Raw genomic sequence first — 20,008 nt, forward strand, 5'->3', positions numbered from 1 at the left:
GATCACGAACGCCGACGACCGCGCTCGAAGGGCAGCATCGGTGACGGGCGCTCGACGCGGCTCATGAGCGCGCCGCGGGTGTACTCGGCGTGATCACGAACGCCGACGACCGCGCTCGAAGGGCAGCGTCGGCGACCGCGAGTCTCGGTGACGCAGGTCCCTGGCGGCGAAAGCTTCGGGACATGTGCTTTCGAGCATGTCCGATCGCTCAGGCGCGTTCGGACATGCTCGTTCGAGCATGGCGCCCGGGACAGGCGGATTACTTCCCGCGGGCCTTCTCGATCACGATGATGCGCTCGAGGGCGGCGGCGACCTCGTGGGTCAGCTCGTGCAGGCTGCGCGGGTCGACGGGGTTGCTCGAGCCCGAGGCGAACACGATCAGCGGGACCTTCTCGCGCAGGAGGACGGGGAGGACGAGGATGACGCCCTCGACGCCGCCGAGCGCCGAGAAGAAGGCGGCGTCGATCGGGGTGTCGGTCCGCATCGAGCCGAAGTAGGGGGAGCGGCGCTCGATCACGCCGGAGAACACCGAGGGGCCGCCGGCGGGGATCCGGATCTGGCGCACGGCCTCGACGAGCAGGTCCTCGCCGCGGGCGTCGCGGCCGCGGATCTCGCCCTTGACGTGGACGAACATGATGACCCGCGAGAAGCCCTCGGCGAGGAAGTCGAGCAGCAGGTCGGTGACCTCGTCGCGCGACTTGACGGTGGCGAAGCGCGGCAGCAGGCGGTGAAACGCCTCCGGCGACAGCGGGATGATCTCGTTGGCGGCGGTGAAGCTCGGCGGGATCCAGGTCTGGGTCTTGGCGGCGTCGAAGGTCGCCTCGCCGGTCGTGGACTCGGAGGCGCCGCCGCGGTCGGACTCGAGGTCGTCGAGCGGGATGTCGAGATCGTCGGCGTTACGGGCGGCGCCGGACAGCGTCTCGGCGGCGCTCTCGGTGCCGGGCTCGGTGCGACCGCGCGAGGTGTCGACCTCCTCGGCGGGGCGCAAGGTCGCCATCGCGCCGGAGAACACCGGGACGGTCTTGCCGTCGGCCGGCTCGGCGGCGGTCGATTCAGGGCTGGCCGAAGGGACAGGTAGCGTGGGCGCCGCGGACACGGGGCTCACGGAGTCGGGCTCGCGCGGGATGCTGCCCGAGATCGACCTGGACGTGGAGCTCTGCGTGGCGGGCACCGGCGCGGCGGGGTTCGGCCCGGTGATGCTCGAGGAGGCGAACGGCTGGGTGACGTTGCCCGGAGCAGGGCTGGCCGAAGAGACAGGTGTGGCCGCGGCGGCCGGCGGCGCGGTCAGGTTGGACGCGCCGACCGGCTGGGTGACGTTGCCCGCGGGCGGGGTGGCGGAGGCCGGGGTGGCGGCGAGCGCCGCGGCGAGGCTCGAGGAGCCGGCCTGCTGGGTGACGTTGCCGGGTGGGCTGACCGAAGGGGCAGGTGCGCTCGCGGGCGGGCTGACCGAAGGGGCAGGCGCGCTCGCGGGCGGGCTGACCGAAGGGACAGGTGCGCTCGCGGGCGCGGTGACGGTGGGCGCCGCCGCGGTCGCGGCCGGCTGCGGCGGGATGCCGTACGGCGAGGGCGCGAAGGCTGCCGCCGGCAGGACCGCGGCGGGGCGCGGGGCGCCGGGCATGAGGACGGCCGACGGTTGAAGCACGGCGGCGGGGCGGATCGCGGCGCCGCTGGGCGCGGAGGGACGCGCGGCGTTCGGGCCGGCGACGACCCCGACGGCCGGCGGCTCGACGACCGGCGGAGTCGGCACCACCGGCGCTCCGTTCGAGGGCGCGCCGACCGTGGGCGGAGTCACCGTCGGCACGTTGATCACCGCGGCCGGAGCGGCGCGGCTCTGGCTGGCCCCAGGGACAGGTGCGGATCCGCTGGCGGGGATGACCGCGGCCGGGGTCGCGGCGGTGGCCGGCTTGGTCGCCTGCAGCGAGGGCAGGGTGGGCGCCGGGATGCCGTAGTGATGCGCGATCGAGGAGCGGATGACCCGCAGCGGCGCGACGGCGCGGACCAGGTACGCGCCGGTGTGCGCCGAGATGGCGTCGACCGCTTTCATGTCGGTCGGGTCGACCATCGCCAGCGTGAGGTTGCCGGTCTCGTCGCTCGAGATCGGGAGCACGGCGTGGCGCGCGGCCAGCTCTCCGGGGATCCGATCGAGCGCGGATCGGTCGACGCCGTCGAGGATGCTGGCGCCCACCTTGGGGATCATCAGCTTGCTGTGAAGAAAGCCGACGACGCTGTCTTCATCGGCGAAGCTGTGCGTCAGCAGAGCTTCGACGAAGGAGAGCTTGCGCTCGGCGCTCGTGGCCTGTACCGCGGCTAACTGCTCGTCGGAGAGCAGGCCCGCTCTCACCATCATGGTCCCGAGGAGACTCACGCGCTGTGATGATTCAACGCCGGAGCCCATCACGTCAACAAGCCGGCGTAACCGGGGCTCCACGCGCCGGGCCTCGTGCTATAGCCGCCGTGGGTGCGCTACCTCGACCACAACGCGACGACCCCCCTCGATCCCCGGGTTCGGGACGCTGTTATCGCCGCGCTGGCGGATCCCCTCCTTCAAGGGAACCCCGCCAGCGTCCACAGCACCGGGCAGCGCGCCCGGGCGGCCGTCGAACAGGCGCGCCGCGCGGTCGCCCGGGCCCTCGGGGCCGAGGCCCTCGAGGTGACGTTCACGTCGGGCGGCACCGAGGCCGACAACCTGGCCCTGATCGGCGCTGCCAGGGCGCTGCGGGCCGCCGGACGCCCCTGCGGACTGCTCACGTCGCCGCTCGAACACCCGGCGGTGCTGGCCGCGGCGGGCCGCCTGCAGCGTGAGGGGCACCCGCTGGCGCTGGTCGCGGTCGACGCCCAGGGCCGAATCGAGGCCGACGCGCTGCGCGCCGCCCTTCGGGCGAACCCGGAGACCGGAGTTGTCTCGCTCGCAGCCGCAAATCACGTGCTCGGCAACGCCTACGACATCCCGGGGCTGGTCCGGGTCGTGCGCGAAGTCGCGCCGACCGCGCTGGTCCACTGCGACGCCGTTCAGGCCTTCGGCAAGCTGCCCGTCGACTTCCGTGCCTGGGATCTCGACCTGCTCAGCGTCAGCAGCCACAAAATCTACGGCCCGAAGGGGGTCGGCGCGCTGGTCCACCGCCGCCGGCTGGCGCTCGACCCGCTGCTCCTCGGCGGACAGCAAGAGCGCGGGCGCCGAGCCGGCACCGAGCCGGTCGCCAACCTCGCCGGCTTCGGCCTCGCGGCTCAGCTCGCCGCGGCCGAGCTGCCGGCCCGCCACGCCCACGTGGTCGCGCTCGCGGATCGGTTGCGGGCTGGCCTTGCGAACATGTCCGATGCGACAGTCCACGGCGACCGCGAGCGCCGGGTCGGCAACACGGTCAGCGTCGGGTTCGAAGGTTGCGACGGCCAGCTGCTGGCGATGAACCTCGACCTCGCCGGGATCGCGGTGTCGTACGGGGCGGCCTGCAGCTCGGGCACGCCGGAGCCGTCACCGGTGCTGCTGGCGCTCGGGCTGACGCCGGCCGCGGCCCGCTCGGCGCTGCGGATCTCGCTCGGCGCGGGCAACACCGAGGACGACATCGACGCGCTGCTGGCGGCGCTGCCCGAGGCGATCGCGCGCGTCCGCGGGGCCGAGGGCGGCGGCGACTGGCGCGAGGTGACGCCGTCATGAGGATCGTGTGCGCGATGTCCGGCGGGGTCGACTCATCGGTGGCGGCGGCGCTGCTGGTCGAGGCGGGCCACGAGGTGGTCGGCCTGACGATGCGCCTGTACGACGCGAGCGGCCACGAACGCGAGGGCCGCGGCGGGTCGTGCTGCTCGCCCGCGGAGATCGATCAGGCGCGAGACGTGTGCGCGCTGCTGGGGATCCCGCACTACACGGTCGACGAGCAGGAGCGCTTCACGGCCCACGTGATCGACGACTTCGCCCGCGAGTACGCCCGCGGCCGCACGCCCAACCCGTGCGTCCGCTGCAACGAGCACGTGAAGTTCGGGCCGCTGGTGGCCCGCGCCCGCGCGCTCGGGGCCGAGGCGCTGGCGACCGGCCACTACGCGCGCCTCGAAGAGGGGGCGCTGCTGCGCGCGGTCGATGCGACGAAGGACCAGAGCTACTTCCTGTTCGCGGTGCCGCCGGCGCTGCTGTCGGGGGTGCGGTTTCCTCTCGGGACATGGCACAAAGACCAGGTCCGCGCGAAGGCCCGCGCGCTCGGGCTGCCGAGCGCCGACACGCCGGACAGCCAGGAGCTGTGCTTCGTCGGCGGCCGCGACCACGGCGAGGTGGTCGAGGCGCGCGCGGCTGCGCTGGGCCTCGGCACGGCCGATCTGGCGCCCGGTGAAGTGGTCGACGCGGAGGGCCGCGTGCTCGGGGCCCACGGCGGGATCCACCGGGTGACGATCGGCCAGCGCCGCGGGCTGCGGATCCCGGGCACGTCGCCCCGCTACGTGCTGCGCGTGCTGCCGGAGCAGCGCCAGGTGGTGGTCGGCGACGCGGCGTCGTTGCAGACGCACGCGCTGACGCTGGCCGAATTCCGTCGGCTGGCGCCGCTCGGCGAGCACGAGGCGCTGCGCGCGGAGGTGCAGATCCGTCACCGCGGCCGACCTTCGCCCGCGCGCCTCGAGCTGGCGGGCGACCGCGCGACCGTGATCTTCGACGAGCCGGTCCAGGCGGCCGCTCCGGGCCAGGCGGCGGTGGTCTACGCCGGCGAGCGCGTGCTCGGCGGCGGCTGGATCGCGGAGACCGCAGGATGACCGAGCTGCTCGAGGACCTGCCCGATCGCCGCGGGGCGCCGACCTGGCCCGACAACCAGGCCCGCCTGGCGCCGCTGCAGGAGCGCCTCGGCTACGCGTTCGCCCGCCCGGCGCTGCTGCGCGTGGCGCTGACCCACCCGACGTGGGTCAACGAACACGGGCGCTCGGGCTGGCCGAGCAACGCGTGCCTCGAGTTCTTCGGCGACTCGGTGCTGGCGCTGCTGTCCACCGAGGCGCTGTGGCGCCGCTTCCCCGATCTGTCGGAGGGCGTGCTCACCCGCCTGCGCGCGAGCCTGGTGTCGGCGCCGGCGCTGGCCGAGGCGGCGCGGCGCATCGAGCTCGGTCCGCTGCTGTGGGTGGCCCACCGTCAGGCCGAGCTGCGCGAACACGACGGGTCGCTGGCCGACGCGGCCGAGGCGGTGCTCGGGGCGGCGTTCCTCGACGCCCGCGCGGCCGGCCGCGATCCGCTGGCGTGCGCCGGCGCGGTGTTCCAGGCGCTGCTGGGGCCCCGCCTCGCCGGCCTGCGCCCCGACGACGGCAAGCCGGCGAAGGCCCGCCTGCAGGAGTGGGCCCAGGCGCGCTGGCGCCGGCCGCCGATCTACGTGCCGCTCGGCGACCGCCCGGCGACCGAGCGCTCGCCGTGGCGGGTGCGCGCGGAGGTGACCTGCCCCGACGGACAGATCGTGGTGCTGGCCGAGGGCGAGGGCCCCAACCTGCGCGCGGCCGAGTCGACGGCGGCCGAGGCGGCGCTCGAGCGGATCGATCGCGGCGAGCTCGGGTGACGGCTGGTCGGAGGCTGTCCTTCGGGACATGCTCGTCGCAGCGATGGGCCCGGAGATACGGCATGTCCTTATGGACATGCTCTTTGTGACATTGTCGAAGAGTCATGTCCTGCGGGACATGTCCCAGACGAGGAGAGATCGAGCCCGTCGCGCCGATGAGCTGTCCCGGAGGACATGTCTGGCGCGCCGCCCTCACGCTGCTTCGGAGGTCGCGCCCGGGCCCGCCTCGGCGCGCGGGTCGCCCTGGATCGCTCCTGTCTGTCGAGGCAGGTCCGTCGGCCGCGGATCGCCTCGCCGGTGACGCGCTCGCGACTTCGAGCCGGGACATGGTTCCGCAGCCTCGCCGGCGCGAGCGCGGCCGGTCCGCGGGCGTGGGCCCGACGGGGCCCGACGGAGGATCCCGCAGGCGAGCGCGTCGCCGCGCGGCCGCGGATCTGGCATGATCGCGGCCGCGCATGCCCGTCCACGTCCTTTACGTCGCCCCGTACTACAGCGCCAACATCCTGCAGTGCCTCGACGCGCTGGCGTCCTTGCCCGATGTCCGGATCGGCCTCATCACCCATGAGCCCGAGACGACGCTGCCCGAGCGCTACCGCGGCCGCGTGGTGGGCCACTACCAGGTCCGCGACTGCCTCGACGCCGAGCAGCTGATCGCCGCGGGCAAGGCGTTCCAGGCCGGGTGGGGCCGGGTCGACCGGCTGATCGGGTTCCTCGAGCAGATGCAGACCCCGCTGTCGATCGCGCGCGACAAGCTCGGGATCCCGGGCATGACCGAGGCGGTCGCCCGCAACTTCCGCGAGAAGAACCGCATGAAGGCGAAGCTGCGCGAGGCCGGGCTGCCGGTGGCTCGCCAGGCGCTGATCGGTTCGGCCGAGGACGCGCGCAGCTTCGTCCGCGAGGTCGGGTATCCGATCGTGCTCAAGCCGCCGGCCGGCCTGGGCTCGCGCGCGACGGTCCGCGCGACCGACGACGAGTCGCTGGCCTCGGCGCTGGCCGAGCTGTTCGTGACGCCGTCGAACCCGGCCCAGGCCGAGGAGTTCGTGCGCGGCGAGGAGCACACGTTCGAGACGGTCACGATCCAGGGCAAGCCCGTGTGGCACTCGTCGAGCTACTACCTGCCGGGGCCGCTGCAGGTGCTCGAGAACCCGTGGATCCAGTACTGCGTCATGCTGCCCCGCGAGCAGCTGCAGCCCCACGCGCAGACGTTCCGCGCGCTCAACGTGCGCGCGCTGCAGGCCCTCGGGATCGGCACGGCCCTCACGCACATGGAGTGGTTCCTCCGCGCCGACGGGTCGATGGTGATCAGCGAGGTGGCAGCCCGACCGCCCGGCGTGCACCTGATGCCGATGATGGGCCTCTGCCATGGCGTGGACATGTGGCAGAAGTGGGCCGAGCTGATGGTGTTCGAGCGCTTCGAGGCGCCGCCGCGCCAGTTCGCGGCCGGGGCGGCGTTCTTCCGCGGGCAAGGCCCGGGGCAAGTGGTCCGCGCGGTCGAGGGCCTGGCCGAGGCGCAGGAGCTCGCCGGGGCGTGGGTGGTCGACCGCAAGCTGCCGAAGGTCGGCCAGCCGCGCGCGTCCGGCTACGAGGGCGAGGGCTACGCGCTCGTGAAGGGCGAGACGACCGAAGAGGTGGTGAACGCGCTTCGCGGGCTGGTCAGCTCGGTGCGCGTGGTCCTCGGGTGATCTCGCGCTACCTGCTTCGTCCCGGGCGGTGGCGCACCGCCTGGCCGAACGGACATGCTCACCAGCGCATGCTCGCGCGGACATGTTCCGAAGCATGTGTTCGGAAAGACATGTTCTGAAGCGCATGCTCGGAAGGACAGGCTCCAGGCTGCTCGGCTGCCGCGGTCCATCGGGGAGGCGCGGCCGGGTCGACGCGATGGAGCGCGCCGGAATCACCGCTGCGCCGCGCTCACTCCTCGCCGGCCCAGCGCTCGAGGAACACGGTGCGCGCGGCCTCCATCTCCGGCGAGACGGGCTTCTCCGAGGGGAAGCCGGTGACCAGCAGCCAGCGGCCGGTGAACGCCGAGGCCGGGTAGTACGGCGGCTCGGCGGGGAGGAGCAGGCGCGGATCCTGGAGCGCGGCGAACATCGCGTTCTGATCGGCGAACTCGAACACGAACAGCCACACGCGCGGGCTGGTGGCCGAAAACACCCGGTGGCTCTGCACGCCCCGGGCCTTGAGGTCGGCCTCGGACAGCGGGGTCGGCAGAACGAGCGGCTCGACCGGGTTGTGGTCGAAGCGCAGGCGCGACAGCGGGAAGCCCGCGAGGGCGGCGCCGTCGGCGGTCGGGGAGGGAGATGTCTTTGTGGACATGTCCGATGGAGAAGGTGCCTCGCCGGCGCCGGTGCAACCGATCACCGCCGAGGCCGCCAGCGACAGGGAGAAGAGCGCTGCGCGCGACGACACCGCCGGAGGGTAGCGCCGCGCGTGACGCGAGGCAAACGCGGCCCGGACGGCACGGGAGGCGCGGTTGAGGCTGTCGAGGTCGTTGCGAGGGGCGGTGACGACGAAGGCGCGGCTCACGACGGGTCGATGCGGCCCGTTCGGGTGTGACGACCGGCGACCGCTCGCGGGCGCCGGCTGGGTGCTGGCGCGAGTCGGCCGTGACGAGCGACGAGGCCGCGACGCGCGGGCTCGCGGGCAAGTCCATGGCGCGCGGCGTCGTCACGAGCGACGAGGCCGCGACGCGCAAGCTTGCGGGGCGGGTCGATGGCGCGCGCGAGGCGATGGCGCGGGGCGGTCGTGACGAGCGACGAGGCCGCGACGCGCCGGGCGAGGCGATGGCGCGAGTCGGTCGTGACGACCGAGGAGGCCGCGACGCGCCGGCTCACGGCTGGTCGATGCGATCGAGGAGGTCGTGGCGCGGGCCGGTGGTGACGACCGGCGAACGCCGCGGCGCGGAGGCGGGGGGCAGGCCGCTCACGCGATCGACGGCCGGCGCGGCGGGCGTCGGCTCGCCGGCGTGACCCGAGAGCTTGGCGAGGGAGCGCTCGAGGGCGAACACGAGCGTGCGCTCCTCGGCGAGATCGGGGTCGCGATCCTGGCGGTAGAGCGAGGCGAGGGCGTGGACGAGCTGGTAGGCGCCCTCCTGATCGTTCTGCTCGTGGTGCAGCGCGGCGGCCCGGGCCAGCGCCGTGGCCTGATCGACGAGCCGCGCGCCGCGGACGAGGCCCACGCTGGCGTTCGAACCTGGCTTGTAGACCAGGTCGACCGCGGAGCTGCGCGGCTTGCCGACGGCGGCCTCGGTGTACGCCAGGCTGACCTGGCCGAGCGGGCGATCGGCGACGGCCTTGGGCGTCGGCAGGTTGCGATCGGCGGGGCCGAAGCCGACGAAGATGGCGCCCTTCTTGCGGCTGAGGAAGATGGTCTCGACGCTGAGGCGGATCGCGCCGCCGGGCGCCCACTCGATCGCCTTGCCGGGGATGCCGTAGACGCCGGCGATCTTGAGCCCCGCGGCCGGCTTGACCTCGAGCTTGAGGTCGTGGGCGAGCTCCGTGACCATGGTGTCGAAGTCCTCGCGGAAGACCTTCGTCATGCGGGCGGCGTCGGGGAAGAAGAACAGGTTGCCGCCGCGCACGCTGCTGATCGCGGTGGCGAGCTCGGCCCCGAACTGCACGCCGACGCCGACGGTGGTCAGGCCGATCCCGCCGCGCGAGCCGTCGCGCGCCATGCCCATGAAGCTCTGCTTGTCGGTGGCGCCGACGTTGGGCCGCTCGTCGGTGAACAGCATGACGCGCGTGGTGCCCTTGAAGCCGTGGCCGCTGCGCCGCGCGAGGTCGTAGCCGACCTGCAGGCCCTCTTCCATGGCGGTCGAGCCGGCGCTCTCGATGCCGGCGATGTGAGCCGCGATGGCGCGCTTGTCCTTGGCCGCCGTCGGCGCCATGTGGACGTGGGCGCGGTCGCCGTAGAGGACGATCGAGAGCTGGTCGTCGGGCCCGAGCTGATCGAGGACCCGGTAGAGGCTCTCGCGCACGAGATCCAGCGGCTGGCCCGACATCGAGCCCGACTTGTCGATGACGGCGACGAGGTTGAGCGGGGCCCGCTTGAAGGTCTTGGGATCGAGGCCCGAGCTGAAGCCGAGCTGGGCGAGGTACTGCACCTCGGGCTGGGCCAGCAGGGCGGCGCCGGTGGCCTCGCCGACGGTACAGAGCAGCTGATCGCAGGCGCGCCCGGCCGCCAGCGGGAGGTCGTGCTCGCTGAACAGACCCTCGGGCGTGAAGGTGTTGGGGTGCGGGATCTCGCCGGCCTTGGCGCGATCGCGGAAGTACTGGATGTCCTGGGCGCCGCCGGGCGTGGCTCCCATGGCGGCGGGCGCCGGGGCCATCGCTTCGGCCGAGAAGTCGTAGGCCTTCATGCGATGGGGCGGCTCCCTGCGCTCGCGCTCCTTGTCGGGCGCTGCCTCGGCGGCGGTGGTGAGGAGGGTGAACGCGGCGAGACAGGCGAGGGAGCGCAGACGGATCGGCATGACGGCCCGCGCACCAACGTGCGGGCCTGGCGGCAGGTCTACGGAGAAACGCACGGGCCCCGCGGCTGCGGATGCGGACCGCCGGGGGCTGGCGACCCTGGATGGCTGCGAAGACGCCCGGGGCGGAGCGGCGCGTATACTGTCGATTCGGACATGTCCATGAGGGCATGTCGTTTGGAGCATGCCGTTTGGAGCATGTCCTCAGGAGCATGTCGCGCGAAGCCCCGCGACTTCGCAGGCGAGGTCGCGGGGCTCACGAGGCGGCGAGCCGCGGTCAGAGGGTCATGCCGAGGTTGTGGACGACGAAGCCCCAGAGGTCGGTCCACTCCTCGATCTGCTTGCTGGTCGGCTTGCCGGCGCCGTGGCCGGCGCGGACGTCGATGCGGATCAGGGCCGGCTTGTCGCCGGCCTGGGCGGCCTGGAGGGCGGCGGCGAACTTGTAGCTGTGGCCGGGGACGACGCGGTCGTCGTGATCGGCGGTGTAGACGAGGGTGGCCGGGTACTTGGTGCCGGCCTTGAGGTTGTGCAGCGGCGAGTAGGCGCGCAGGGCCTTGAACTGCTCGGCGTCGTCGGAGGAGCCGTAGTCGGACACCCAGGCCCAGCCGATCGTGAACTTGTGGAAGCGGAGCATGTCCATGACGCCGACGCCGGGCAGGGCGACGGCGAACAGGTCGGGGCGCTGGGTCATGGCGGCGCCGACGAGCAGGCCGCCGTTGCTGCGCCCGCCGATGGCGAGCTTGCCCGGCGAGGTGACCTTCTCGTGGATGAGGTACTCGGCGGCGCCGATGAAGTCGTCGAACACGTTCTGCTTGTGCAGCTTGGTGCCGGCCTCGTGCCACGCCTCGCCGTACTCGCCGCCGCCGCGCAGGTTGGCGACCGCCAGCACGCCGCCGAGCTCGAGCCACATCAGGTCGGGGACGGAGAAGCCCGGCGTGATGGCGACGTTGAAGCCGCCGTAGCCGTAGAGGTAGGTCGGGTTCTGGCCGTTCTTCTCGAGGCCCTTCTTGTGGGTCAAGAACATCGGCACCTTGGTGCCGTCCTTGCTGGTGTAGAAGACCTGGGTGGTCTCGTACTTGCTCGGATCGAAGGCGACCTTGGGCTGGCGGAAGACCTCGCTCTTGCCGGTCTTGAGGTCGTAGCGGAAGATGGTGGTCGGCCAGGTGTAGCTGGTGAAGGCGTAGAAGGTCTCGCCGTCCTTGGCGCGGCCGCCGAAGCCGGCGGCGGTGCCGAGGCCCGGCAAGGTGATGTCGCGCTCCGGCTTGCCGCTCTCGTCGAACACGCGGACCTCGCTGCGCGCGTCCTTGAGGTAGGAGGCGATCAGCTTGCCGCCGACGTGGCTGACGCTGCGCAGGGTCTCGGGCGCCTCGGGGACCAAAACCTTCCAGGCCGACGGATCGCCGGCGTCCTTCTTGGCGGCGTCGATGGCGACGACCTTGCCGCGCGCGGCGCCCTGCGTGGTCTGGATGTAGAGGTTGCTGCCCTTGCTGCCGACGAAGGTGTACTCGGCGTCGAACTTGTTCAGCAGCTCGACGACGGGCTTCTTGCCGACGCCGCCCGAGAGGTCGTGCACGAACAGGGCGTTCTTGTCGGCCGAGCCCTCCCACACGCGGATGACGAGCCAGCGGCCGTCGTCGCTGACCTCGCCGCCGAAGCCCCACTGCGGGTGATCCTTGCGCTCGTAGACGAGGATGTCCTTGTCCTGCGGGGTGCCGATCTTGTGGTAGTAGAGCTTCTGGAACTCGTTCTTGCCCTTGAGCGCCTCGCCGTCCTTGGGCGCGTCGTAGCGGCTGTAGAAGAAGCCCTTGCCGTCCTTCGTCCAGGCGGCGCCGCTGAACTTGATCCACTGCAGGTGATCGTCGAGGTCCTTGCCGGTCGCGATCTCGCGGACGCGGTACTCCTGCCAGTCACTGCCGGCAGCGGCGAGACCGTAGGCGACGTACTTGCCGTCCTGGCTGATCGCGGTGCCCGACAGGGCGACGGTGCCGTCCTGCGAGAGGGTGTTGGGATCGATGAGGACGCGCGGCTCGGCGGCGAGGCTGTCGGCGACGTAGAGGACGCTCTGGTTCTGCAGGCCGTCGTTGCGGCTGTAGAAGTACTTGCCGCCCTCCTTGTAGGGGACGCCGTAGCGCTCGTAGTTCCACAGCTCGGTGAGGCGGGTGCGGATGGCGTCACGCTGCTTGATGCCGCCGAGGACGCCGAAGGTCAGCTTGTTCTGCGCCTCGACCCAGGCGCGCGTCTCGTCGGTGTCGAGCTCCTCGAGCCAGCGGTACGGATCGTCGACCTGGGCGCCGTGGTAGGTGTCGACGGTGTCGCCCTTGCGCGTGAGCGGGTAGTCGTAGGCCGACTGGGCGGCCACTTCGCCGCCGCCGCTGCCGCCACCGGGCGGGGCGTCGGCGGGCCCGGGGGTCGAGGCTGCGGGCTTGCAGGCGGCGAGAGCGAGAGCGGCGGTGAACCACGCGAGGGGCGAGGGGCGGCGATGCATCGGCTGGAGACTCGGAGAGGGCTCGGGTTTTTTATCGACCCGCGAGAGCGCGGACAAGGCTTCGCGGCGGCGACGTCGGGCGACTCACGAGGCGCCCGAGGACGCGGTCGGCGAGGTCACACGGCGGCGAGATCGAGCGGCTGCGGCACCAGGCCCGCGAGCGGATCGGCGGGCGAAACGGCGGTCAGGAGCTCGTGCGGCCGCACTTCGCGGATCCCCGAGGGCACGAGGCCCACGCTGCGGGCCAGCGCCGCGAGGACGCGCGCCGGCGAGGCGCCCGCCTCGCGCAAGGCGCCGAGATCGGGGGCCCCGTCGCGCTTGCTGAGCTTGGCGCCGCCGGCCCCGAGGATCAGCGGGACGTGGGCGAAGCGCGGCGCGGGCAGCCCGGGATCCAGGGCGCGCAGGAGGTGGAGCTGGCGCGGGGTGCTGTCGAGCAGATCGGCGCCGCGGACGATGTCGGTGATGCCCATGTCGGCGTCGTCGACGACGACCGCGAGCTGGTAGGCCCAGGCCCCGTCGCCGCGGCGCAGGACGAAGTCGCCGACGTCGCGGGCGATGTCCTGGTGGTACGGGCCGCACAGGCGATCGACGAAGCCGACGCTGCCCGGGGGGACGCGCCAGCGGATCGCGGCCGGACGGCCGGGGTGCGACTGTCCGTTGCGACATGTCCCGGAGTACACTGGCTCTCCGGTCATGCTGGTGACCGGCAGGGCCCGCAGCTCGCGGCGGGTGCAGGTGCACGGGTAGACGTCGAGGCGCGCGAGCGCGCCGGCGTAGCGGTCGCCGCGCTCGGACTGGCGGTAAGGGGCGAAGGGACCGCCCACGTCGGGGCCCTCGTCCCAGTCGAGCCCGAGCCAGCGCAGGTCGAGCAAGAGCTGAGCCTCGAACTCGGGGCGGGCGCGCGTGAAGTCGACGTCCTCGACGCGCATGACGAAGGCGCCGCCGCGCGCGGGCGTCGAGCCAGGCGAGCAGGGCGGTGCGCGCGTTGCCGAGGTGCAGCGGTCCGGTCGGGCTGGGGGCGTAGCGGCCGCGGACGGCGCTCATGAGCGAGGAAGATACGCCGCGGGGATCGGGCAGTCGTCGCGCTCGTCGGTCCAGAGGATCGTGAGGATCCACCAGCGCCGTCCGTCGTGCCGCAGCTGGACGCTGTTGATGCCGCGGTAGAGCAGATGATCGCCGCCGTCGTCGGTCCGGCTCTCGTAGGTGGTGAAGACGTGGGCGATCCCGGCGAACACCTCGGTGCGGCGGAACAGCTCGCGCTCGACGAAGCTGCGCAGGCCCTGCTCGCTGATCCGCGTCTGCACCCGCTCGACGAACTCGGGGACGCTCATGTCGTCGATGTTGTTGGCGTGGACCTTGATCAGCCGGCCGTGCGGGACGCACAGGCTGGCGAGACGCTCGGCGTCGGGGCCGCGGCCCTCGCTGAAGGAGACCGAGGCGTACATGGCGCGGATGATGGCGTCGATCGAGTTGACGTCGTCCGCCAGCGCGGGCGGGTGGCTCGGCCAGGGACCGGAGCCTGCCGCGAGCACCGCGGCGACGGACATGACAGCAGAGGACGAGGACGAACTCGGGCCCGGATCGACAGGCATACTCTTCACTATACCTGAGCGAGGACGCGCGCAAAGGGGCTCACAGGCCACGTGGGCGCGCCCGGGCGGAAAACGGGCCGCGGCGGGCCAGGGGGCGGTGGACGGCCGACGAACGAAGTTCACATCGCTCGCACCGGCCGCGGGCCCGCGCCCGCAGCTCCAGTGCGCGCAGCGGCCCCGGAGCCGCCGGTGCGATGCGTCACGGGCGCGGCACGCGATGTCGGGATCGATCGGGCATGCTCTCGAGGGCAGGTCCGTTCGGACATGCCTTTTGAGACATGTTCTGAGATACTCCCGCCGGCCGGCGCGCGGAGCGGCGGGCTGTCCGATCGGGCAGCTCGCTCGCTGCGGAGGCCTCGAGCCGGCTGGCGGGCGCTCCGCGTCCTCGCGCTCAGGGAGGCGTGGCGTCGAGGGCGACGCGAGCGGGCCAGGCGCGCAGGGTCCGGGGGGCGCTGGCGGCGTCGCCGGCGAGCAGGCCGCGGCCGGCGAGGACGACGCGGATGGGGGCGGGCTCGAGACGCGCGAGCGCCTGACCGGGGGTCTCGCTGCGGCGGCGGTCGCCGAGGTCCGGCGGGCCGGCCTGGCCTTCGAGCCAGCGGCGCAGCTTGCCGCCGGCGCCGGCGGGGACGAGGGCGAGGCGGTCGTCGGCGAGGAACACCACGTCGTGGGGGAAGCCGCGCGCGGGGTCCGGCTCGGCCAGCGGTCCGGCGGCGGTGGTGCGGCTGGTGACGCCCCAGGCCCGCGCCAGGGTGGCCTGCAGGACGGCGAGGTCGCAGCGGACGCGGACGATCCACACGACGGCGCCGCCGGGATCGTGAAGGAGGAGCAGCTCGCGCGGGGTCAGCCCGGCGTCGCGGAGCTGGCGGCGGAGGATCTGCAGCTGGGTGCCGAGGAAGCCGAGGCCGAGCGCGGCGACCACCGGCATGCCCGGGGTGGTGGCGCTGGCGCGCGCGAGCTCGGCGGCGGCCTCGTCGACGCCGGGGTCGCCGAGGTCGAACAGGCCGGCGACGCGGGCGTCGGCGGGGATCCACTCGAGATCGCCGATGAGATCTTGGCCTTCGGGGCATGTCTGTTTGGACATGTCCTGGGGGGCCTGGACGATCGGACCTGCCGCTTGGGGCATGTCCGATGGTCGGGCCGCCGGTCGAGGATCGACGGGCGGGCCGCCGCAGGCGACGAGGGCGAGGAGCATGGCGCGAGCCAGGAGCAGGGGGACCTGCGGAGCGAGCTCGCGCGACGGCGCACGATCGAAGGTCCGACCTCGGCGCGCGGCTGGCTCACGCAGGGCGAAGGGACGGCAGCGTGCATGCGCGGCTCGCTCGCGGAGGCTGGCGCGGGCCCGGGCGCGGCGCTCACCCGCCGCCTCCGCGGCGCAGGGGCGCGAGGTCGTCGGCGGCGAGTTGGAGGCGGCCGCGGACGATGGGGCCGTCCTGGGTGTAGGCGACGGCCTTGTAGAGGTCGCGCAGCACGTCGGTGGCGGCGCCGGCGGGGCTGCGGGCCTCGAGGGCGGCGGCGGCCTCGGCGACGTCGCCCAGCGGCTGGAGGATGACCTCGCCGTCGATGCCGGCGGCGTCGTGGCGGGGCAGCGAACGGGCGGCGTCGCCCTCGACGAGGCGGCGCAGCGACAGCTTGGCGACCCCGACGTCGTCGCTGAGATCGAAGTGGAGCATGGCGCCCTGGACGTACAGCTCGAGCAGGAGGGCCGGGTCGGCGGCGACGACCTCGCCGATCGTGCGCGTGAGCTCGGACGGCGGCAGGTCGCGGGCGGCCGTCAACGGGCTGAGGCCGTTGCCCATCTCGGTGAGCGAGAAGCGCCGAGCAGGTCGTCGGCGAGGAACACCAGGCGCCACGGGAACACCAGATCGGGGGCGAGGCCGGGGGCGCTGCCGACGGCGGCCTCGGGCGCGGTCGGCCCGGGCGTCCACACGGCGAGGCCCTCGACGGTCTCGACCTCCATGCCGCCGCTGCGCAGCCAGGCCTCGACGTCGGCCCGCGGGACGAGCAGTCGACGCACGAGGTAGGGGCCGCGCGCGAGCACCGGCTGCATGACGACGAGGTCGCGCGCGAGCCACTTCTCGGGCGGCGGCGCGGCCGGGCCGATCAGCGCGGCGAGGCCGGACTCGAGGCTCAGCGGGGCGCGCAGGAGGGCCAGCGCGCGCGGCGGGAGGGCGAACAGCTCGCCGAGCGCCTCGGGCTCGAGGTCGGCCGGGAGGCGCATGTAGGCGACGGCGGGCGAGTCGGGGTCGAGCCAGGCGAGGACGCGCCGCTCGTCGGGAGTGGCGGGCGCGGGCGGCTCGGCGGCCCCGGCGGAGGTCGCCGGCGCCGGCTCGGTCGCGGGCGCAGGTGCGGGCGCAGGGCGCTCGGGCTCGCTGCGGCCGCAAGCGACGAGGAGGGCGAGGGCCCAGGCCGCGGGGCGCAGGGACACGGTCCGCGAGGGTCGGGAGGATGGCGCGAAGGACATGTCGTGAGGGACAGGAGAGGATGGCCGCAGTGACATGGTCCGGGGGACAGGAGCGGCGGACCTGCCGCGGGGGACCGCGGCGGCGGGCAGTCGTGACATGGTCCGCGGGACAGGATTGGATGCCTCTTGGAACAAGTCGCGGGGGACAGCGGTGGATGACCGCTGGGACATGGTCCGCGGGACAGCAATGGATGGCGTCGGGGACATGTCGCGGGGGACAGCGGTGGATGACCGCTGGGACATGGTCCGCGGGACAGGAACGGATGGCGCCGGGGACATGTCGCGAGGGACAGCGGTGGATGACCGCTGGGACATGGTCCGGGGGACAGGAACGGATGGCGCCGGGGACATGTCGCGAGGGACAGCGGCAGATGGCCGCTTCGACATGTCTGGATGGACAGGACTGGATGGCGCCGGGGACATGTCCCGCGAGACAGAGCCTCGCGCGCGCGCATCGAGGGACATGTCGCTGGGGACATGGCCCTTCGCACCTGCGGCTTCGGACATGCCCGAACGAGCATGACCCCGGAGCCATGACCGGAGGGTCAGCACGGGCGCCAGGTCCTCCCGGCGCGGACGAGGCGGTGCGGCAGGTCGGCGACGCGGGCGGGGGCGGGGGCGCCGTCGCCGGGCAGGTCGGGGTAGGCGGGGTCGTGCGGCAGGACGATGACGAAGCTGGGCCTCGCCGTTGGCGTCGGGCTGCAGGAGGCCCTTGGGGAGGATCGGCTCGTGGACGGCGGCCGAAGGCAGGCCGAGCAGGCCGGCGCGGCGCTCGTCGGCCAGGCGCATGAGGGTGCACAGCGTCGGCGGCGGGAGGTCGACCTCCTCGCGGGCCCAGGCGGCGAGGATCTCGGCGGGGGTGGCCCAGCGGCCCTCGTGGGTCTCGTGGCCGTCGGCGGCGGCGTCCTCGGCCTCGCCCTCGGCCAGGCGGGCCAGGTAGAAGCGGGCCCAGTAGCGGCGCGGCTCGGCGGTGGGGGTGAGCCAGGTGTCGAACCAGTGGAGGTCGTGGACGTCGAGGACCACGCCGGCCTCCTCCCGGCACTCGCGGCGGGCCGCGGCGTCGAAGGCCGCGTCGCTGCCCTCCGGGCCGTCGCCGGGGTCGACCGCGCCGCCCGGGAAGACCAGGGTGTCCGGCATGAACGGGCTCTTGGCGCTGCGCCGGAGCATGAAGACCTGGGGGTCGCCGGCGGCGCGCTCGCGCAGGAGGACGACGGTGGCGGCGAGCCGCACTCCCGCGAGGCGGCCAGGGTCGGTGAGCGTCATCGGCGCGGCAGACTAGCAGGCGTGACCGAGGGGCGCGAGACGGCGCCGCGCGATCTCGACCCCGGGCACCAGGCGGGGATCTTGCTAAGCATGCCGCCTCACTCGTGGTCCAGGGCTCCAAAACCACCTCGCTGCCGCGCCTCGGCGACGCCGAAGCGACGGTCCGTCTCGGCACCGATGGCGCGCTCGGCGCCTACAGCGAGATCGTCGCGGCCCTGGCCATGCCGGCGGCCGTGCTGACGCCCGCAGGCCTGATCCTGGCCGCCAACCCCGGCCTCGCCGAGGGCCTCGCCGCGGCGGACCTCAGCGGCGAGCCGTTCCTGGCCTACATCGCGCGCGCCAGCGAGCGCAGCGCGTTCGGGCGGGCCTTCACCGGGCTGCGCGGGCGACCCGCGGGGCACATTCTCGCTGGAGCTGACGCTGGTGCCGGGCCGCGGGCGGGCGTGGCCGTGCGCGGTGCGGGCCAGCAAGCTCGCCAGCGACAACGTGCTGCTGACGTTCACCGCGCCCGAGCGGTCGCAGACGCCGACGTCGGCCGCGCGCTGGCCCGCTGCCTCGAGGCGCTCGACCAGGGGCTGTTGCTGCTCGACGGCGCGGGGATGATCGTCCACGCCAACCCGGCCGCGCGGGCGCTGTTCGCCGGGGACGTCCGCGGGCGCGCGCGGCCTGGCGCAGAGGACATGTCCGTACGGACATTGCCCTCGGAGGGGGTAGCGTCAGGCGGCGAAGCCGTCGAGGCGGGGGTCGGCGGGCCCCGTGGACGGGCGAGCAGAGCGGAGCCGCGACGGGGCGTCGCGGGCGCCTGGCTCGGCCGCGGGCGCGCCGGGCCGAATCGCGGGCGGAGGAGTCGAGGCGCGGGCGGCCGGAGCCGGCAGGACCACGCTTCCGGGCGGTGGACGACCGGGCGCCGAGGACATGTCCGCCCGGACCTGGCCTGCGGGACAGGAGACCGTCACCCGCAGCGAGGGCGGTCCGCGCGGGGCTGCAGGGCTCGACCGCGCCGCGCCGCGGCAGGGCGCGGAGGACGCGACGGCGGGTCACGGCGTCGCCCCGATCGAGGGCGTCCAGCGCGGGACCGCGGGGGCCGAACGCGCCGCCTCGCCGGCGCGGCCTCGACATGGCGCCGAGGACATGTCCGCAAGGCCCTTGCCTTCGGGACAGGACTCGGAGGCCAGGAGCGGGCCGCACCTGGGCGGGCGCAGCCTGCTCGAGCTGGCGGAGCCGGCGGTCGCGCGGGCGCTCAGCGAGGCGCTGACGCAGGCGCGGGTCGGCAACTGGCACGGCGAGATCGAGCTGCGCCGCCTCGACGGGGCGCCGCTGCCGGTCGAGCTGTCGCTGGCGGGCGGGCGCGAGGAGGGGGCGCCGACGGTGGCGCTGCTCCGCGACCTCCGCGAGCGCCGGCAGCAGGACTTCGAAGATCGTTTGCTGGCGCAGGTCGACCGCCTGCTGGTGTCGACGGCGAGGCCGCACGACAACGTGGCCGCGGCCTGCGGGGCGATCATGGATTCGCTCGGGTTCACGCGCGGAGTGGTGCTGGCGCGGGTGGGCGAGGGCTGGCAGCGCTGGACGCTGCGGACCGGCTGCGCGCCGCGGGTCTCGACGCTGCCGGCCGAAGGCGATCCGCCGGCGGCGTGGGGCAGCGGTCCGGCGGTGGTCGAGATCGACGCGACCGAGCCGACGCACAGGCGTTGGTTCGGCGACCTCGAGGGCCGGCGCCACGCGCTCCGCCTGGCGCTCGGCGCCAATCCCCGCGTGGCCGGGTTCTTCGTGCTGGCGGGCGCCGGGCCGCGCGACGCGCCGCCGCTGCGGCTGCTGGCGCTGCTCGCACCGCAGCTGGCCCTCGGGCTCGAGGGTGGCCGGCTGATGATCGAGACGGAGGCGCTGGCGGCGTACCAGGCGCTGCTGCTCGACCAGACCAGCGTACTCATCAATTCGATCGACGCGGACGGGCGGGTGGTCACGTGGAACCGCGCCAGCCAGCAGCTGCTCGGGGTCTCGGCGGAGGCGGCGCGCGGGCGCAAGTTCGGGGTCGAGGTCGCGCGCCTGGCCGAACCTGCCCGATGGGACAGCTTGTGGGAGAGCCTGCGCAAGGCCGGCGCGATCGCCACCGAGGTCGCGGTGCTGGCCGAGGGCGGGAAGGAGATCCCGCTGCACCTCGAGGGCCGACTGTTGCGCGGGGCCGACGACCCGGGCGCCGGCGCGGTGCTCGTGGCGCTCGACCTGCGGCGGCGC

Annotated in this window: 13 protein-coding genes and 2 pseudogenes; 5 read left to right on the top strand and 10 right to left on the bottom strand. The window is 73.9% G+C overall.

Annotated elements, in window-relative coordinates; translation table 11 throughout:
* Window positions 1-259: 259 nt before the first annotated feature.
* Window positions 260-2,365, bottom strand: coding sequence for a GspE/PulE/PilB domain-containing protein (locus tag OV079_RS11205; protein WP_267768135.1), 2,106 nt, complete (start codon window positions 2,363-2,365; stop codon window positions 260-262).
* A 93-nt stretch (window positions 2,366-2,458) separates the two neighbouring features.
* Between OV079_RS11205 and OV079_RS11210 the strand changes: the two genes are divergently transcribed.
* The 4 genes from OV079_RS11210 (at window position 2,459) to OV079_RS11225 (ending at window position 7,192) form a co-directional block, all read left to right on the top strand.
* Complete coding sequence (locus OV079_RS11210) at window positions 2,459-3,652, top strand: cysteine desulfurase family protein (RefSeq protein ID WP_267768137.1); 1,194 nt, start codon at window positions 2,459-2,461, stop codon at window positions 3,650-3,652.
* On the top strand, window positions 3,649-4,728 hold the full coding sequence (gene mnmA / locus OV079_RS11215) for a tRNA 2-thiouridine(34) synthase MnmA (protein WP_267768139.1): 1,080 nt from the start codon (window positions 3,649-3,651) through the stop codon (window positions 4,726-4,728). Before OV079_RS11210 ends, mnmA begins: the two co-directional genes overlap by 4 nt.
* Window positions 4,725-5,510, top strand: coding sequence for a ribonuclease III family protein (locus OV079_RS11220; RefSeq protein ID WP_267768140.1), 786 nt, complete (start codon window positions 4,725-4,727; stop codon window positions 5,508-5,510). Before mnmA ends, OV079_RS11220 begins: the two co-directional genes overlap by 4 nt.
* A gap of 455 nt (window positions 5,511-5,965) precedes the next feature.
* Window positions 5,966-7,192, top strand: coding sequence for an ATP-grasp domain-containing protein (locus tag OV079_RS11225; protein WP_267768141.1), 1,227 nt, complete (start codon window positions 5,966-5,968; stop codon window positions 7,190-7,192).
* A gap of 229 nt (window positions 7,193-7,421) precedes the next feature.
* On the opposite strand, the gene OV079_RS11230 is transcribed toward OV079_RS11225, so the two are convergent.
* The 9 genes and pseudogenes from OV079_RS11230 to OV079_RS11270 all read right to left on the bottom strand — a co-directional run bounded on the left by OV079_RS11230 (window position 7,422) and on the right by OV079_RS11270 (window position 18,387).
* Window positions 7,422-7,919 (bottom strand): hypothetical protein, encoded by a 498-nt coding sequence (locus OV079_RS11230; protein ID WP_267768142.1) that lies wholly within the window; start codon window positions 7,917-7,919, stop codon window positions 7,422-7,424.
* Window positions 7,920-8,340: 421 nt separating this feature from the next.
* Entirely contained in the window at window positions 8,341-9,978 is a 1,638-nt protein-coding gene (locus tag OV079_RS11235) for a vWA domain-containing protein (RefSeq protein WP_267768143.1), read from the bottom strand.
* A gap of 274 nt (window positions 9,979-10,252) precedes the next feature.
* Window positions 10,253-12,460: a prolyl oligopeptidase family serine peptidase gene (locus OV079_RS11240; protein WP_267768155.1), complete on the bottom strand. Its 2,208-nt coding sequence runs from the start codon at window positions 12,458-12,460 to the stop codon at window positions 10,253-10,255.
* A 116-nt stretch (window positions 12,461-12,576) separates the two neighbouring features.
* A pseudogene (gene gluQRS / locus OV079_RS11245) lies at window positions 12,577-13,504 on the bottom strand (tRNA glutamyl-Q(34) synthetase GluQRS).
* On the bottom strand, window positions 13,501-14,007 hold the full coding sequence (locus OV079_RS11250; protein ID WP_267768156.1) for a hypothetical protein: 507 nt from the start codon (window positions 14,005-14,007) through the stop codon (window positions 13,501-13,503). Before OV079_RS11250 ends, gluQRS begins: the two are co-directional and overlap by 4 nt.
* Window positions 14,008-14,443: 436 nt before the next feature.
* Window positions 14,444-15,244: a hypothetical protein gene (locus OV079_RS11255; RefSeq protein WP_267768157.1), complete on the bottom strand. Its 801-nt coding sequence runs from the start codon at window positions 15,242-15,244 to the stop codon at window positions 14,444-14,446.
* Window positions 15,245-15,404: 160 nt separating this feature from the next.
* Window positions 15,405-15,848, bottom strand: a complete 444-nt coding sequence (locus OV079_RS11260; protein ID WP_267768158.1) for a hypothetical protein — start codon at window positions 15,846-15,848, stop codon at window positions 15,405-15,407.
* Complete coding sequence (locus OV079_RS11265) at window positions 15,824-17,776, bottom strand: NUDIX domain-containing protein (protein WP_267768159.1); 1,953 nt, start codon at window positions 17,774-17,776, stop codon at window positions 15,824-15,826. Before OV079_RS11265 ends, OV079_RS11260 begins: the two co-directional genes overlap by 25 nt.
* Window positions 17,777-17,874: 98 nt before the next feature.
* Entirely contained in the window at window positions 17,875-18,387 is a 513-nt protein-coding gene (locus OV079_RS11270; RefSeq protein WP_267768160.1) for a hypothetical protein, read from the bottom strand.
* A 1,252-nt stretch (window positions 18,388-19,639) separates the two neighbouring features.
* Between OV079_RS11270 and OV079_RS11275 the strand changes: the two are divergent.
* Window positions 19,640-20,008: pseudogene (locus tag OV079_RS11275) on the top strand (PAS domain-containing protein); the annotation flags it as partial.

This window comes from Nannocystis pusilla (assembly GCF_026626665.1).
Taxonomy (GTDB): Bacteria; Myxococcota_A; Polyangia; order Nannocystales; family Nannocystaceae; genus Nannocystis; species Nannocystis pusilla.

Bases quoted from the DNA above. Each gene is read 5' to 3' on its own strand.
- mnmA (WP_267768139.1), top strand. From the start codon at position 3,649: ATGAGGATCGTGTGCGCGATGTCCGGCGGGGTCGACTCATCGGTGGCG.
- OV079_RS11250 (WP_267768156.1), bottom strand. From the start codon at position 14,007: ATGTCCGTCGCCGCGGTGCTCGCGGCAGGCTCCGGTCCCTGGCCGAGC.
- OV079_RS11235 (WP_267768143.1), bottom strand. From the start codon at position 9,978: ATGCCGATCCGTCTGCGCTCCCTCGCCTGTCTCGCCGCGTTCACCCTC.
- OV079_RS11220 (WP_267768140.1), top strand. From the start codon at position 4,725: ATGACCGAGCTGCTCGAGGACCTGCCCGATCGCCGCGGGGCGCCGACC.
- OV079_RS11265 (WP_267768159.1), bottom strand. From the start codon at position 17,776: ATGACGCTCACCGACCCTGGCCGCCTCGCGGGAGTGCGGCTCGCCGCC.
- OV079_RS11225 (WP_267768141.1), top strand. From the start codon at position 5,966: ATGCCCGTCCACGTCCTTTACGTCGCCCCGTACTACAGCGCCAACATC.
- OV079_RS11255 (WP_267768157.1), bottom strand. From the start codon at position 15,244: ATGCTCCTCGCCCTCGTCGCCTGCGGCGGCCCGCCCGTCGATCCTCGA.
- OV079_RS11260 (WP_267768158.1), bottom strand. From the start codon at position 15,848: ATGGGCAACGGCCTCAGCCCGTTGACGGCCGCCCGCGACCTGCCGCCG.
- OV079_RS11240 (WP_267768155.1), bottom strand. From the start codon at position 12,460: ATGCATCGCCGCCCCTCGCCCCTCGCGTGGTTCACCGCCGCTCTCGCT.